Genomic DNA, 15,068 nt, shown 5'->3' with positions numbered 1-15,068 from the left:
TAAGTACAAACTCTGGCAAAAATAAAGGGCGTGGTTTCCCACGCCCTTCTGGCCTTTCTTAATTACTTCCAGCAAACGAGGCAGTAATTTTTCTTACCCCGACGCAGCAAGGTGTAACGATTGAACAGAATATCGCTATCTACAAAGGTGTATTCCGGATCGGACTGCTTCTCACCGTTGATGGTGATAGCGTTTTGCGCAATGGTTTTACGTGCCTGACCGCGAGACGGTTGCAGTTCGGAGTCCACCAATGCCTGTTGTAAATCCGCGCCGCGCTCCAGTTCAACCATCGGTACGCCGTCCTGAGCCAGTTGCTCAAGGTCAGCTTCGGTCAAATCGCTCAGGTTGCCGTTAAACAGGCTGCTGGTAATACGTTTCGCGGCTTCCAGACCTTCTTCACCATGAACCAGGCGAGTCACCTGTTCGGCCAGAACATACTGGGCACGAGGTGCAGTACCGCTGTTCTTATCTTCTTCTTCAAGCGCGTCGATCTCTTCGAGGCTCATGAAGGTGAAGAACTTCAGGAAGCGATAGACATCGGAGTCTGCGGTGTTGATCCAGAACTGGTAGAACTTGTACGGGCTGGTTTTCTTCGGATCAAGCCATACCGCGCCACCTTCGGTTTTACCGAATTTGGTGCCGTCAGATTTAGTGATCAGTGGAACCGTCAGTCCAAACGCTTGTTGCTGGTGCAGACGACGCGTTAAATCGATACCAGAGGTGATGTTACCCCACTGGTCAGAACCGCCGATTTGCAGTACCACGCCGTGCAGTTTGTTCAGGCATGCGAAGTCATAGCCTTGAAGAAGGTTGTAGGAGAACTCGGTAAAAGAGATGCCCACATCATCACGGTTCAGACGCTGTTTCACCGCTTCTTTGTTAATCATCTGGTTAACAGAGAAGTGCTTGCCGATATCACGCAGGAAGGTCAGAACGTTCATTCCGCCAAACCAGTCGTAGTTGTTCGCCGCTATGGCTGAGTTTTCGCCGCAATCAAAATCGAGGAACGGTGCAACCTGGCGGCGGATTTTTTCCACCCACTCATGCACGGTATCTTCGGTATTGAGTTTACGTTCAACGGCTTTAAAACTTGGATCACCAATCAGACCTGTTGCACCACCGACCAGCGCAACCGGCTTATGGCCCGCTTCCTGGAAACGCTTCAGGCACAGCAGAGGAACCAGATGGCCCAAATGCAAGCTGTCAGCGGTAGGATCAAAGCCGCAATACAGAGCAATTGGCCCTTGCGCCAGTCGCTGTGCTAACGCTTCTTCATCCGTTACCTGGGCGACTAAGCCCCGCTCTTGCAATTGTTTTATCAAATTGATGCTTGCCATCAAATTCTCCATCTCTATACGACTGCACCTTGACCGGTACACGGCTTTTCGCCTGTTGGCGAAAGGAGTTAATTTCTTAGGGGACATAGAATAAAGCGCAAGCTCAATTACTGCCAGCGCTTAACTCAACAAATTCCCGCAGTTATGGGGCCAGACGGTCTATTTTCCAGGCATCGCCTTCACGCTGGTATAAAAAACGATCGTGCAGACGATGTTCGCCGCCCTGCCAGAATTCCATTTGCTCAATTGTTACGCGGTAACCGCCCCAAAAACTGGGCAACGGGACTTCGCCTTGCTGGAATTTCTGTTTCAGTTCGAGGAATTTGCTTTCAAGAATGCCGCGCGCGGAAATACGGCTGGATTGTTTGGAAACCCAGGCACCGATTTGGCTGTCACGCGGACGGCTGTGGAAATATTTCATCACCTCGAGAGTGGATAACCGCTCTGCCGTTCCCTGAACCATGACCTGGCGATCCAGCATATGCCAGGGGAAATGCAGGCTGATACGTGGGTTGTTTTCCAGATGATGGGCTTTGCGCGAACCGAGATTGGTGTAAAACACCAGCCCCTTTTCATCAAAGTGTTTGAGCAACACAATACGCTGGAACGGCTGGCCATTTTCGTCAACGGTGGCGACGACCATGGCGGTGGGATCGGCAAGTTTTGCCTCACACGCCTGAGCTAACCAACGTTCAAACAGCGCTAAAGGTTGTTCGGTTAGATCGTTACGGCGCAAACCACCTTTAGTATATTCACGGCGCAAATGGGCAATTTGTTGCAAAGAGTCGTTATCAGACATGGCGTTACGTCAGGCTATCTCAGGGTGGAGCTATTGTGCGCTCCCCCCTGATAAATCTCAATGTTTGGGATTTTGTAGCTGACAATTATTCAGCACGATCGTGTCTTTACGGTAAACCGTCGCGCTATCGCCTTTCGACCAGAATACATAGACGCCGTCGGTATAACGTGCCCCGGAGGCAGATAAGCCCTGGGTAAGGGAGAGATATTCATTGTCATAAACAAAATTCACCATCTGTTTTTGGTTATTTTGCTTAACGCTGAGAGGTTTTTCATCACACTGGTACTGGAGAGTGTCGGTGTGCATCCGTTCTACGAAAGAGTTGTAGTAGCTACAGCCGGCAAGCATAAAAGGAATGGTAGCAATAAGTAGTTTTTTCATCTGCATGTCCTGAAGTTCTTCTTATAAAGGGGAGCATGTCCTCCCCCATTGGCTTCAGTTTAGAGATTTAGGGCTGAAGTTAATTTCAGTTAACTCTGATTATGCAGCGGGTTGGCGGGAAAAATTGCGCCAATCACGCTTGCTTCCGATGCGCCGGTCACCGAAGGCAAATTCCCCGGCAATCCCGATAACGTGCGCCATGCAAGCCAGGCAAACGCCAGGGCTTCCATATCATCGCCGCTGATACCTGATTCATCAGTAGTGGTGACTTCAATTCCCGGCAGCAAACAACCCAGACGCGCCATAAGAAGCGGATTACGGCTTCCGCCACCGCACACCATCAGGCGCTCGCAGCCGCCGCTCAGCAGCACTTGTTCAGAAATGGTGACCGCCGTCAGCTCCGTTAGCGTAGCCTGAACATCTTCCCCGGAAAGGCCCGGGAAAGCCGCTAACTGGCGCTCAAGCCAGCCGTAATTGAAATACTCCCGCCCGGTACTTTTTGGGGCAGGCAGCGCAAAGTAAGGATCGCTCAACATTTGTTGCAATAGCGGAATAATTACTTTACCGCGGCTCGCCCACTGCCCATCTTTATCATACGCTTTCCCGGACTTCCGCCAGATCCAGGCATCCATCAGCATATTACCGGGGCCGGTATCAAACCCGCGCACGGGCTGTTCTGGAATCAGTAATGAGAGATTGGCAATTCCACCGATGTTGAGCACCATGCGGTTTTCCGTAGGGTGCGCCAGCAATGCCTGATGGAATGCCGGCACCAGTGGTGCCCCTTGCCCGCCAAGCGCCATATCACGGCGGCGAAAATCCCCCACAACCGTAACACCTGTTCGAGCGACAATTTGATTGTTATCACCTATTTGCATGGTGTGCGCCGCTTCACCCTGTGGCTCATGCCAGACCGTTTGCCCGTGGCAGCCAATGGCGGTGACGTCGGTATAGGTGAGTCCCTGCTGGGTCATCAAGATTTCAACCGCTTCGGCGAACAGTTTGCCAAGCCGGTTATCAAGCTGGCCGAGCTGCGAAAGCGTTAACGGTTGCCCCTGGCAAATCGCCAGTATGGCTTTTTTGATGTCCACAGGAATGGGGTGGCAGTAACTTGCCTGCTGAGCAACAAGATGTTCATCAATCGCCGCCAGAACGACATCAATACCGTCCAGACTGGTGCCCGACATCACGCCGATATAACGCCCTGATTTCATCTGTTACTCCTTTAAACACGCCAAATAGTGGGATTAACTCCACCATAAACTATCATTCAATACGATGATTAATTAATAATTTTTCAACACATGGGGCTACAACATGGGATCAAGAGACCGTTGCGGCGCATCCACAATTGGTTTAAGCCCGGTTCATATAAGGTTTTTTAGAATTATTGCCATCATGCGGCTGAACTAATTTTAAATTCAGCACCTAAATACCATATAATTTAGCCATGAAGGATGCTCAGTTGGGCGTTTCAAGGTGTTCAGGAGAGTCACAAATGATTTCACGTATACTGGTAGTCTCGTTAGTTGGGTTAACTTTAGCTGGTTGCAGCAATACCAGCTCACTTTCAGGCGACGTGTACAGCGCCTCTGATGCTAAACAAGTGCAAAGTGTCACTTATGGTACGTTGGTGTCAGCTCGTCCGGTTCAGATTCAGGGCGGGAATGATTCAAACGTGTTAGGTGCGATTGGTGGTGCAGTACTGGGCGGTTTCCTGGGTAACACCGTTGGGGGTGGTACAGGCCGTTCGCTGGCAACCGCAGCGGGTGCCGTAGCAGGTGGTGTTGCAGGCCAGGGTGTTCAGGGCGCAATGAACAAAACGCAGGGTGTTGAGCTTGAGATTCGTAAAGACGATGGCAACACTATTCTGGTGGTGCAGAAACAAGGCGACACCAAATTCACAGCAGGCCAGCGTGTAAGAATTGCCAGCAACGGCAGCCAAACAACGGTATCGCCAAATTAATTATGCGGGGTGACTTGATAGTCAGTCACCCCGATTCATTTCTGCTTCAATAATGCAGCTCAAAACAGAAAGCCTCACCTGTTGCGGCCATTCGCACGAGCGACAGACGTATTACTCTTTGGTCTGCAAATGGACGATGTTCTGTTCCAGGCGGTTAATCAGGTCAAGCAGTTGCGCATGTTCATCGGCACTGATGCCCGATAAAATCTCTTCGCGCGTTTTTTTAATGACCGTCTCCATCTCATTGATGATGGGTTCCGCACGCTCAGTGAGCTTAATGCGCTTCGCTCTACGGTCATTCGCACAGGTCTGACGCGAAATCAGCCCTTTCTCTTCAAGCTGATCAAGCGTTCTAACCAGTGATGGTTGCTCAATGCCAATCGCTTTGGCCAACTGAATCTGTGACTGTTCAGGCGGCAACTGATGGATGTTATGCAGCGTTACCCAATGCGTCTGTGTCAATTCCAGAGGTTTCAGGCGATGGTCAATCAGAGCACGCCAAATGCGCACCAACCGTGCCAGATCCGATCCTAATGGCGATTCCAATTTCATCTCCTTATAATTAGCTTGCTAACTTATTATACTCATTTTAAACTATTGTGCAGGCTTTAAATGAAAAAACAAAATCCTTATTTTTGCTGATGTTATGCAACCAGCTATACTTTTAGTTTACAACTAAGTCAGGGGAAACGGCAGTCCACCCCGGTATTTTAAAGGATTATCTGACGTGAGCTTTAATTTTCTAACTTCAGGTCTGCCTCTTCAGGACCTGGTTGTCGGCGCCTCTATCTATTTCCCCCCTCTTTTTAAAGCGGTCATGGTTGGATTTTTTATCTGGCTCATCCTGCATCATCTTTTACGCGACTGGATGTATTCCGGTGAAATCTGGCACCCGACATTAATGGATCTGTCGTTATTTTCGCTGTCCGTCAGTGCAGGGCTTGTGATTCTTGTGGTCTGGTAAAGCATGAATATGAAAACAATAAAGTACTTTTCCACGTTACTGATTTTCGCCGTGGCCATCATCGTTGGCTGGCTGTTATGGAATTATTACATGCAATCCCCGTGGACGCGAGACGGGAAAGTCCGTGCCGAGCAAGTCAGTATCACGCCACAGGTTTCTGGAACCATTACGCAACTCCATATTGAAGATAACCAGTTCGTCAAAGCGGGCACGATTTTGTTCACTATTGATGTCACGCCCTACCACATTGCGCAGCTCAATGCCCAGGCGCAATTAGCTCAGGCCCAGTCCGAACTGGCTAAAGCCAGCAATGAAGCAAATCGTCGACGCAACTTGCCGCGCAACTACATCTCTGCGGAAGATATGGATACTGCGAATATCAACGTCAAAGCGGCGCAGGCCTCGGTAAAAGCCGCCGAAGCAACGCTTGAGCAGGCGCAATGGCAAATCTCTCAAACTACCGTGACCGCGCCGGTTGATGGTTGGGTGACTAATTTATCTACGCGAACCGGTAACTACGCGACGTCCGGCCAACCGGTTTTTGCCCTGGTTGATAGTCACTCGTTTTATGTCGTCGGGTATTTTGAAGAGACCAAACTGCGCCATATCCAGCCCGGCGATGTAGCCCAAATCGTCTTATACAGCGGCCATGTTCCGTTAGGTGGCAAGGTGCAAAGTATTGGCCGCGCCATTTACGATCAAAGTGTGGAGAGCGACAGCAATTTAGTTCCGGATATCAAACCCAATGTGCCCTGGGTCAGACTCGCCCAGCGCGTACCGGTGCGCATTAAGTTAGATAACATTCCGCAAGGGGTCACGCTAGTGTCCGGCACGACATGCACCGTTTCAATTAAACGCTGAATCAGCCGATGAAACTCTCCGCACTCACCTGGCGAAATACACCATGGGCAAAAGCAAGCGCCGGGCAATGGCGCTACGCCCTGCGTAATGCCATTGCGATGTGCCTCGCATTAACCATCGCTTATTATCTCGATTTAGACGAACCGTACTGGGCGATGACCTCGGCGGCGGTGGTCAGTTTCCCCACCGTCGGCGGTGTGGTCAGTAAAAGTCTTGGGCGCATTGCCGGAAGCCTGATTGGTGCCATGGCCTCGCTTATTATCGCGGGCAATACGCTTAACGACCCGTGGCTATTTACCTTTTCGATGGCCGCCTGGCTGGCGCTTTGCACCTGGAGCTCCAGCCATTTCCAAAATAATGTGGCCTACGCCTTTATGCTGGCAGGTTATACCGCCGCAATTATCGCCTTCCCGATGGTGAATACCATTGAGACAACGCAACTGTGGGATATCACTCAGGCGCGAGTCTGCGAAGTTATCGTAGGGATTTTGTGCGGGGCATTTATGATGATGGTGCTCCCCAGCACCTCTGACGGTACCGCCCTGCTTACCGCCCTGCGAAATATGCATGCCCGACTGTTAGAGCACGCAGCGATGCTGTGGAAACCGGAAACCACCGATGCGATTCGCACCGCTCACGAAGGGGTCATCGGGCAGATTCTGACCATGAATTTGCTACGAATTCAGGCGTTCTGGAGCCATTACCGTTTTCGCCGCCAGAACAACTTACTTAATTATCTGATCCACCAGCAACTGCGCTTAACCAGCGTCATTTCCAGCTTGCGTCGCATGTTGATGAATTGGCCTGAGCCCCCGGCAAATTTATGGCCCGTGCTGGAAGCGCTAATTAAAGAGCTGACCCGCGAAGATACCCATAAATATTCCATCGCCCGTCTGCTTCAACAGATAGCGCCCGGCCCGGAAGATGATTATCGCCATCAGGCGTTTTGGCATCGTCTGCGCTATTTTTGCTGGCTGTATTTGAATAGCAGCCGCTGGTTACGGGAACTGGAAAATGCCACTCCGGTTTCTGTCCTGACGCCCCCCAAAACGCCGCCGCTTGCGCGCCACACCGACAGCACCGAAGCGCTCTGGAGCGCATTGCGAACGTTCTGCGTCATCACGGTGACGGGGGCCTGGTGTATCAGCACCCAATGGGATGCAGGAAGTGGAGCCTTATCGCTGGCCGCCATCAGTTGCGTGCTTTATTCCTCCGTCCCTTCCCCGCTCAATTCGCTGACGTTGCTGATGCGGACGCTGCTCTGGCTTTCAGTATTCAGTTTTCTTGTGAAATTCGGCCTGATGGTACAGATCACCGATCTCTGGCAGTTTCTGGTGTTTTTATTGCCGCTGCTGGCGACAATGCAACTGATGAAATCACAGCAGCCTAAATTTGCCGGGCTTTGGGGGCAGTTGATTGTATTTATGGGTTCGTTTATTGCCGTCACTAACCCGCCCGTCTATGACTATGCCGATTTTATCAATGACAACCTGGCAAAAGTCTTAGGGGTGGGCCTCTCCTGGGTCGCATTCTCCGTTTTACGACCTGGCTCAGATACACGCAAAAGTCGCCGTCACATCAGGGCATTGCGACGCGGTTTCGTCGACCAACTCAGCCGCAAACCGCAGCATTCTGAAAACCAATTTGAATCGCTGGTTTATCATCACATCAGCCAGCTCAGCAACAGTAAAGATGAGATCGCGCGTCGTTGGCTGCTGCGCTGGGGCGTGGTGCTGCTCAACTGCTCTCATGTCGTGTGGCAATTACGTTCGTGGGAAACGCGCTCGGACCCACTTTCCCAGGTGCGTGATGTTTGTATTCACACATTGAGAGACGTTATGAGCGAGCGCGGGGTTCAGCAGCGATCGTTGGCGACCACATTGCAGGAGTTACAGAAAATGTCGGATACGCTTGCCCACCATCATAATCCGGCGGCGCGGGAACTGGCCGGGATTATCTGGCGGCTCTATTGTTCGCTTTCGCAACTTGAACAAGCGCCGCCTGCCGGAACGCTGGCAGGCAGCAACTAATTTATTGAATCACTCCGCAAGCATAGCGTGCACCGCCACCGCCCAATGGTTTAGGTTGATCGGACATATTATCGCCATCAACGTGCACCATTAGCGCCTTGCCTTTTACTTCATCAAGCGTTTTCAGGCGCGGCGCGGTGACTGGCTGTGTGGCGCTGCCGTCGTTATCGACCACCAGCACGGGCAAATCACCTAAATGCCCGACGCCCATCGGCCCCATATGTTTGCCCGTGTTGTCAGGGTCAAGATGCCCGCCCGCGGCTTCAGCCGCCGAAGGTTTCCCCTCTTTCAACGCAGGATCACAACTGCCTTTGGCATGAACATGGAAGCCATGGTCGCCGGGAGGAAGCGTTCGAAGATCGGGCGCAAACACCAGCCCTTTATCGGTTTCGGTGATTTTCACCGTCCCAAGAGAATGATCTATCCCCTTCAGCGTGACGAGATTCATTTGAACTTCAGTGCTGGCCGCCTGAACCGCCGCGCAGCTAAATAGGGTAAGAAAAGCCAGACTTATTCGCTTCATATTTATCTCCCGGATTCATTTTTACCCTGTTAAGCATAGGCCAGACAGGTGGATTCATCCGGGAGATAACGTTTTTTGTCGCTTACGGTACGTCGTAACCCAGCGCAGCCTTACGGATACGGAACCACTGCTGGCGGCTCATATCAAGGCTCAGAGCGTGAATCGCAGAGCGCACGCGTTCGATTTTACCGGAACCAATAATTGGCAGTGGCTTAGACGGGAGGCGCATCACCCAGGCGTAAACCACCTGTTCAATGGTTTCCGCACCCATTTCAGCCGCAACAGCGCGTAATTCGTCTCTAAGCGGTTGGTATGCTTCGTCGTTAAACAGGCTCCCGCCGCCCAGACATGACCACGCCATTGGATGAACACGCAACTGCTGGCACTGATCCAGCGTACCATCAAGGATAGTCGGCTGATGAACCGGAGAGATTTCAACCTGGTTCGTTGCAAGGGTGAATGGCAGGCGAGATTGCAGCAACGCAAACTGCGCAGGGGTAAAGTTCGACACGCCAAAGTGGCGCACTTTTCCGCTTTGATGCAGGCTGGTAAAGGCTTCAGCCACTTCGTCAGCATCCATCAAAGGATCGGGGCGGTGAATAAGCAGCAAATCGAGATAATCCGTCGCCAGGTTCTGAAGCGAGGTTTCTGCGCTGTTGATGATGTGGGATTTATCCGTAATGTAGTGGCCTAACGCATGGTTTGGATTGGCCGTGGTGGCAATCCCGCACTTCGTAACAATTTCCATTTTCTGGCGCAAATGGGGCGCTAAGCGCATCGCTTCACCAAATGCCGCTTCGCACTGATACCCCCCATAAATATCGGCGTGATCGGCGGTGGTAATCCCCAGTTCGACATGCTCTTCAATAAAGCTCGCCAGTTGACGAGCAGACATGTTCCACTCCATCAAACGCCAATACCCCATCACCAGGCGTGAAAACTCTGGCCCCTGCGGGGAGATCGTAATGCGCTGTACCATAAAACGTGTCCTCAGTAATAAACGAATTCTGCGACTGAGTATAACGGTATCAAGGAATTAAAAAAGTGAGGGTTGTTGCGGTTCTTCGGGGGATGGTGATTTGCCTGCACGCAATTTGCGCATCAATCGCTGGCGGCATAACCGCAGCACTTCTTGCTTTTGCCCGTCGCTCATTTGCTGCCATTGGAAACGCTCGTCACGGCTACGCATACAACCGCGGCAAAAACCACGCTCATCTGACTGGCAGATCCCGCGACACGGGCTTTGTATCGGGAAAAACTCTAACTGTTCAGACACCTTCATACCTCTTTTGCATCATTGCTTCAATTGAAGACCGACAGTCAAAATGTTGCAAGCGGTGCGGTGAATATTCGTAGCGCTTGTCCCGATTACAAAACGCTGCGCGGATTTTTTAAATTAAGGTTCACCTAATCTTCATTCATTAGTCTGTATACATTCTCTATAAGCATTTACGGTTGTTATGGAAGCCCTTAAAAAGTTACAGTGTAACGATTCAAAGTTTAATCTTTGCTGTGCATTCTTCTTCACCCTAATCAATTCCCTGTTTATTAAGCACGCCTGGGAGATTATTGCTCCTGACTCGTTCCACAGCTGGATTTTTGCGATTTCCGTCCCGGTTGTACTGTTCAGTGCCTGGCTAACAACATTCAGCCTGATTAATTTGCCCTGGTTGCGTAAACCGCTGCTGGTTATCCTGGTCATTGGCTGTGCAGCCAGTAACTACTTTATGTACACCTACGGCGCGGTCATCGACAAAGATATGATGACCAACGTCTTCGAAACCGACTCCCAGGAAGCCGTGGCGCTTATTACTCCGCAATTACTGCTCTGGCTGGGGTTTGCAGGTGTTGTACCCGCGGTTATTCTGGCGGCAATTAAGATCAAACCGATACGCTGGTGGCACACCCTTCTCACTCGCCTGGTGGGCGTTCTGGCGGGCTTGCTGATCATTATTCTGGTGGCTTCGGTATTTTATAAAGATTACGCCTTGCTGTTTCGCAATAATAAAGGCGTGGTGAAAATGGTAACGCCCGCCAACTACATCAGCGCCATTAGCCGCTATAGCAAAGATCGCTGGTTTGCAGGCGATCGGTCGCTGATTAAAATTGGCGAAGATGCGAAAAAAGGCCCACTGATTAGCCAGCAGAAAAAGAAAACGGTCGTGGTGTTTGTGGTGGGCGAAGCGTCGCGCGCTGAAAACTATTCATTGAATGGTTACGTGCGCGAAACCAACCCGGAACTGAAAAAACGCGACGTGATCTACTTCCCTAACGCTTCTTCTTGCGGCACGGAAACAGCGATCTCTGTGCCCTGCATGTTCTCCAATATGCCACGCAAAAATTACGATGCGGATCTGGCGCGTCACCAGGAGGGTTTACTGGATGTGATGGCGCACGCGGGCGTTAACCTGCTGTGGCGTGAAAACGACGGCGGCTGTAAAGGGGCATGTGACCGTATTCCGCATACCGACATGACGCAGTGGAATCTGGACTCCCTGTGCAAAGATAAATCCTGTTGGGACGATGCGTTGCTGCACCGCTTTGGGAATGTACTGGACGGCTTGCAACAAGACTCCGTGATTGTCCTGCACCTGATGGGCAGCCACGGCCCGGCTTACTATCGCCGTTATCCGGATAAATTCCGCCAGTTCACTCCAACCTGTGACAGCAACCAGATTCAGGACTGCGATCGTCAGTCGCTCATTAATACCTATGACAACACGATTTTGTATACCGATGATATTGTCAGCCGAACCATTGATGAACTGAAAGCGCATAGCGAGCAGTTTAACACCGCGCTGGTCTACCTCGCCGATCACGGTGAATCGTTGGGTGAAAACGGGATTTACCTGCACGGCACGCCGTATATGTTGGCTCCCTCCCAGCAAACACATATTCCGTTCCTGTTCTGGCTGTCGAAGGATTATCAGCAAAATTTTGCGGTAAATACGGGCTGCCTGGCCCAAAAGGCCGCCGGTGAACACGTTTCTCAGGACAATATTTTCTCGACCCTTTTAGGCATGATGGATATTAAAACCTCACAATATCAGCCTGATATGGATATTCTCGCCGGTTGTCGTAAAGCCTGAACCTCAGGCGGCAGGAAAATTCTGCCGCCTGACACTTGCCTTAGACCGACTGGTCTATTAGAGTATTTCCCCATGAACAGACATCCTGACCATGACACTCGTGAACATCTCCTTGCCACCGGCGAGCAGCTCTGCCTGCAACGCGGATTTACCGGCATGGGATTAAGCGAACTGTTAAGCACAGCCGAAGTGCCCAAAGGCTCTTTCTACCACTACTTCCGCTCTAAAGAGGCGTTTGGCGTGGCAATGCTTGAGCGCTATTACACTGCCTACAACCTGCGATTACAGCACCATTTTTCGCAGGGGCACGGGACATATCGTGAAAGATTACTGGCGTGGTATCAGGAAAGCGTCACCTGGTTTTCGCAGCACGGAAGTTTGATCAGTTGTTTGACGGTTAAACTTTCAGCCGAAGTCTGTGACCTTTCAGAAGATATGCGTGCGGCGCTCAACAAAGGCTCGGTGCAAATTGTTTCTCAGTTGGCCGATGCTCTTGAAAAAGGCCTCGCTGAGAAAAGCCTGAAGTTAACCGACGCCGCGTTAAGTCAGGCACACGTTATTTATGCCCTGTGGCTCGGAGCCAGTCTACAGGCGAAGATTTCCCGGAGTGCGATGCCGCTGGAATGCGCCCTCGCCCACGTGACTCAACTATTAGCGGAGCCTGTCTCCTGACAGGCTTTTTATTTAATTTAAAACTAGACGACCGGTCTATTCGAGGCGTTTTATATGTCAGCAGATAAATTATTTACTCCACTGAAAGTCGGTGCCATCACAACACCAAACCGTATTTTTATGGCGCCATTAACCCGACTGCGCAGCATCGTTCCGGGTGATATTCCGACCCCATTGATGGGCGAATATTACCGTCAACGCGCAAGCTCCGGGCTTATTATCAGCGAAGCTACGCAGATTTCTGCTCAGGCAAAAGGCTACGAAGGCGCACCGGGTCTGCACAGCGATGAGCAAATTGCCGCCTGGAAGAAAATCACAGCGGGCGTTCATGCCGCAGACGGGCGCATTGCCGTGCAATTGTGGCACACTGGTCGTATTTCACACTCCAGCATTCAGCCGGGCCAGCAGGCTCCTGTAGCGCCTTCCGCTCTTTCTGCGGGCACACGTACCTCATTGCGTGATGAAAATGGCCATGCGATCCGCGTCGATACCTCAATGCCACGTGCTCTTGAGCTAAATGAAATTCCTGGCATCGTAAATGACTTCCGCCAGGCCGTTGGCAATGCACGCGATGCAGGTTTTGATATGGTCGAACTGCACTCCGCACACGGCTATCTGCTGCACCAGTTCTTGTCTCCAACGTCTAACCATCGTACTGATGAGTACGGCGGCAGCCGCGAAAACCGCGCACGTCTGGTGCTCGAAGTGGTGGATGCCGCGTGCAAAGAATGGAGCGCCGATCGCATTGGGATCCGTGTTTCGCCGATCGGTTCATTCCAGAATGTTGATAACGGCCCGGATGAAGAAGCCGATGCGCTGTATCTGATTGAAGAGTTAAACAAACGCGGCATTGCGTACCTGCACATGTCCGAGCCTGACTGGGCTGGCGGCGAATCCTACACCGAGGCATTCCGTCAGAAAGTGCGTGAGCGCTTTAACGGGGTAATTATCGGCGCGGGGGCATACACCCCAGAGAAAGCCGAAGCGCTTATCGAGAAAGGTTTAATCGATGCGGTCGCCTTTGGTCGCGATTACATTGCCAACCCGGATCTGGTTGAACGTCTGCATCACAAGGCTGAACTTAATGCCCAACGTCCAGAAAGTTTCTACGGCGGCGGCGCTGAAGGCTACACCGATTACCCGACTTTGTAGACCTCTCTCATTGATAGCGGCGTTGATTCGCCGCTATACTTACCTCACATTTAGAAATTAACCCTTTAATTCTAAGAGGAATTTATGCGCTTACTTCACACCATGCTGCGTGTTGGCGACCTGCAACGCTCCATCAACTTTTACACCAACGTACTGGGCATGACCCTGCTGCGTACCAGTGAAAATCCGGAATATAAATACTCTCTGGCGTTTGTTGGCTACGGCCCGGAAACCGAAGAAGCGGTTATCGAACTGACCTACAACTGGGGTACCGATAGCTACGATCTGGGTAACGCATACGGCCACATCGCCCTGGGCGTAGACGATGCGGCTGAAGCCTGCGAGCGCATTCGCCAGAACGGTGGCAACGTCACTCGCGAAGCGGGCCCGGTTAAAGGCGGCTCCACGGTAATTGCTTTCGTTGAAGATCCAGACGGTTACAAAATCGAACTGATCGAAAGTAAAGATGCCGGTAAAGGTTTGGGTAACTAATATCCAGTTTACGGGTGCACGCTGCACCCGTTAGCTTCCCTCCGTAAAATTTGCCATAATGCGCGCTGCTTTTTCCCCGTATTAAGAGATCCTGATGTCTGACAACACGCAACTGCATAGCCTGTGCGACCGTTTTCGTGGTTTTTATCCGGTAGTCATTGACGTTGAAACCGCCGGGTTTAACGCTAAAACCGATGCTTTACTGGAAGTCGCAGCCATCACATTAAAGATGGATCAAGACGGCTGGTTATCGCCGGATGAAACGCTGCATTTCCACGTCGACCCTTTTGAAGGCGCTATACTTGAGCCGGAAGCGCTGGCTTTTAATGGTATCGACCCGCATAACCCGTTGCGTGGTGCCGTCAGCGAATATGATGCGCTACATGCAATTTTCAAAATGGTGCGTAAAGGCATTAAAGACAGCGGTTGTAACCGTGCGATTATGGTGGCGCACAACGCCACATTCGATCACAGCTTTATGATGGCGGCGGCAGAACGTGCTTCGTTAAAACGTAACCCGTTCCATCCTTTTGTGACATTTGATACCGCAGCCCTGAGCGGGCTTGCGTTAGGCCAAACCGTGCTGGCGAAGGCGTGTATTGCCGCAGGCATGAAGTTTGACAGCAGCCAGGCACACTCCGCGCTGTATGACACCGAGCAAACCGCCCTGCTGTTTTGCGAAATCGTCAACCGCTGGAAACGTTTAGGCGGCTGGCCTCTGCCTCTCCCGGTAGAACCCGAAGCGTAGGCATAAAAAAAGCGACTATCAAAGTCGCTTTTTCATTTGTTGCTTAGCTACAAA

17 protein-coding genes are annotated in these 15,068 nt (G+C 51.4%); 9 read left to right on the top strand and 8 right to left on the bottom strand.

Translation table 11 applies throughout. The features are described 5' to 3' along the window. Window positions 1-62: 62 nt before the first annotated feature. The 4 genes from tyrS to anmK form a co-directional block, all read right to left on the bottom strand. Window positions 63-1,337: a tyrosine--tRNA ligase gene (gene tyrS, locus AB1E22_RS19395; RefSeq protein WP_367596851.1), complete on the bottom strand. Its 1,275-nt coding sequence runs from the start codon at window positions 1,335-1,337 to the stop codon at window positions 63-65. 142 nt (window positions 1,338-1,479) lie between these two features. After that, window positions 1,480-2,136: a pyridoxamine 5'-phosphate oxidase gene (gene pdxH, locus AB1E22_RS19390; protein WP_367596850.1), complete on the bottom strand. Its 657-nt coding sequence runs from the start codon at window positions 2,134-2,136 to the stop codon at window positions 1,480-1,482. A 57-nt stretch (window positions 2,137-2,193) separates the two neighbouring features. Beyond that, window positions 2,194-2,517, bottom strand: coding sequence for a C-type lysozyme inhibitor (gene mliC, locus AB1E22_RS19385; RefSeq protein ID WP_367596849.1), 324 nt, complete (start codon window positions 2,515-2,517; stop codon window positions 2,194-2,196). An 89-nt stretch (window positions 2,518-2,606) separates the two neighbouring features. Further along, window positions 2,607-3,731, bottom strand: a complete 1,125-nt coding sequence (gene anmK / locus AB1E22_RS19380) for an anhydro-N-acetylmuramic acid kinase (protein ID WP_367596848.1) — start codon at window positions 3,729-3,731, stop codon at window positions 2,607-2,609. A gap of 284 nt (window positions 3,732-4,015) precedes the next feature. Here anmK and slyB point away from each other — a divergent pair, with 284 nt between their 5' ends. Continuing rightward, window positions 4,016-4,483 (top strand): outer membrane lipoprotein SlyB, encoded by a 468-nt coding sequence (slyB, locus tag AB1E22_RS19375; RefSeq protein ID WP_367596847.1) that lies wholly within the window; start codon window positions 4,016-4,018, stop codon window positions 4,481-4,483. Window positions 4,484-4,594: 111 nt separating this feature from the next. Here slyB and slyA read toward each other — a convergent pair whose 3' ends face one another. Next, window positions 4,595-5,029, bottom strand: coding sequence for a transcriptional regulator SlyA (gene slyA, locus AB1E22_RS19370; RefSeq protein ID WP_367597412.1), 435 nt, complete (start codon window positions 5,027-5,029; stop codon window positions 4,595-4,597). 181 nt (window positions 5,030-5,210) lie between these two features. Here slyA and AB1E22_RS19365 point away from each other — a divergent pair, with 181 nt between their 5' ends. From AB1E22_RS19365 to AB1E22_RS19355, 3 genes are read left to right on the top strand one after another with little or no spacing between them, the layout of a single operon-like run. After that, window positions 5,211-5,447 carry a DUF1656 domain-containing protein gene (locus tag AB1E22_RS19365; RefSeq protein ID WP_367596846.1) on the top strand — a complete coding sequence of 79 codons (237 nt, stop codon included), beginning with the start codon at window positions 5,211-5,213 and terminating at the stop codon, window positions 5,445-5,447. Window positions 5,448-5,450: 3 nt separating this feature from the next. Continuing rightward, on the top strand, window positions 5,451-6,308 hold the full coding sequence (locus AB1E22_RS19360) for an efflux RND transporter periplasmic adaptor subunit (protein ID WP_367596845.1): 858 nt from the start codon (window positions 5,451-5,453) through the stop codon (window positions 6,306-6,308). 8 nt (window positions 6,309-6,316) lie between these two features. After that, a complete protein-coding gene (locus tag AB1E22_RS19355; protein WP_367596844.1) occupies window positions 6,317-8,338 on the top strand; it encodes an FUSC family protein in 2,022 nt (673 codons plus the stop codon). Between the two features lies 1 nt (window position 8,339). On the opposite strand, the gene sodC is transcribed toward AB1E22_RS19355, so the two are convergent. The 3 genes from sodC to AB1E22_RS19340 all read right to left on the bottom strand — a co-directional run bounded on the left by sodC (window position 8,340) and on the right by AB1E22_RS19340 (window position 10,137). Continuing rightward, window positions 8,340-8,861 (bottom strand): superoxide dismutase [Cu-Zn] SodC, encoded by a 522-nt coding sequence (gene sodC, locus AB1E22_RS19350; RefSeq protein WP_367596843.1) that lies wholly within the window; start codon window positions 8,859-8,861, stop codon window positions 8,340-8,342. Window positions 8,862-8,943: 82 nt separating this feature from the next. After that, window positions 8,944-9,840: an aldo/keto reductase gene (locus AB1E22_RS19345; protein WP_367596842.1), complete on the bottom strand. Its 897-nt coding sequence runs from the start codon at window positions 9,838-9,840 to the stop codon at window positions 8,944-8,946. Between the two features lie 57 nt (window positions 9,841-9,897). Next, window positions 9,898-10,137 (bottom strand): DUF1289 domain-containing protein, encoded by a 240-nt coding sequence (locus tag AB1E22_RS19340; RefSeq protein ID WP_367596841.1) that lies wholly within the window; start codon window positions 10,135-10,137, stop codon window positions 9,898-9,900. Between the two features lie 184 nt (window positions 10,138-10,321). Between AB1E22_RS19340 and eptA the strand changes: the two genes are divergently transcribed. The 5 genes from eptA (at window position 10,322) to rnt (ending at window position 15,014) form a co-directional block, all read left to right on the top strand. Beyond that, window positions 10,322-11,950, top strand: a complete 1,629-nt coding sequence (eptA, locus tag AB1E22_RS19335) for a phosphoethanolamine transferase EptA (RefSeq protein ID WP_367596840.1) — start codon at window positions 10,322-10,324, stop codon at window positions 11,948-11,950. 72 nt (window positions 11,951-12,022) lie between these two features. Beyond that, window positions 12,023-12,622: a TetR/AcrR family transcriptional regulator gene (locus tag AB1E22_RS19330; RefSeq protein ID WP_367596839.1), complete on the top strand. Its 600-nt coding sequence runs from the start codon at window positions 12,023-12,025 to the stop codon at window positions 12,620-12,622. Window positions 12,623-12,676: 54 nt separating this feature from the next. Continuing rightward, entirely contained in the window at window positions 12,677-13,774 is a 1,098-nt protein-coding gene (locus tag AB1E22_RS19325; RefSeq protein ID WP_367596838.1) for an alkene reductase, read from the top strand. Between the two features lie 84 nt (window positions 13,775-13,858). After that, window positions 13,859-14,266: a lactoylglutathione lyase gene (gloA, locus tag AB1E22_RS19320; RefSeq protein ID WP_367596837.1), complete on the top strand. Its 408-nt coding sequence runs from the start codon at window positions 13,859-13,861 to the stop codon at window positions 14,264-14,266. A 94-nt stretch (window positions 14,267-14,360) separates the two neighbouring features. Then, window positions 14,361-15,014 carry a ribonuclease T gene (gene rnt / locus AB1E22_RS19315; protein ID WP_367596836.1) on the top strand — a complete coding sequence of 218 codons (654 nt, stop codon included), beginning with the start codon at window positions 14,361-14,363 and terminating at the stop codon, window positions 15,012-15,014. Window positions 15,015-15,068 lie beyond the last annotated feature (54 nt).

Source organism: Buttiauxella gaviniae (assembly GCF_040786275.1).
GTDB classification, from domain to species: Bacteria; Pseudomonadota; Gammaproteobacteria; order Enterobacterales; family Enterobacteriaceae; genus Buttiauxella; species Buttiauxella gaviniae_A.
The sequence above is the reverse complement of the archived record's forward strand: the minus strand, read 5'-3'. Positions and strand labels throughout refer to the sequence as shown.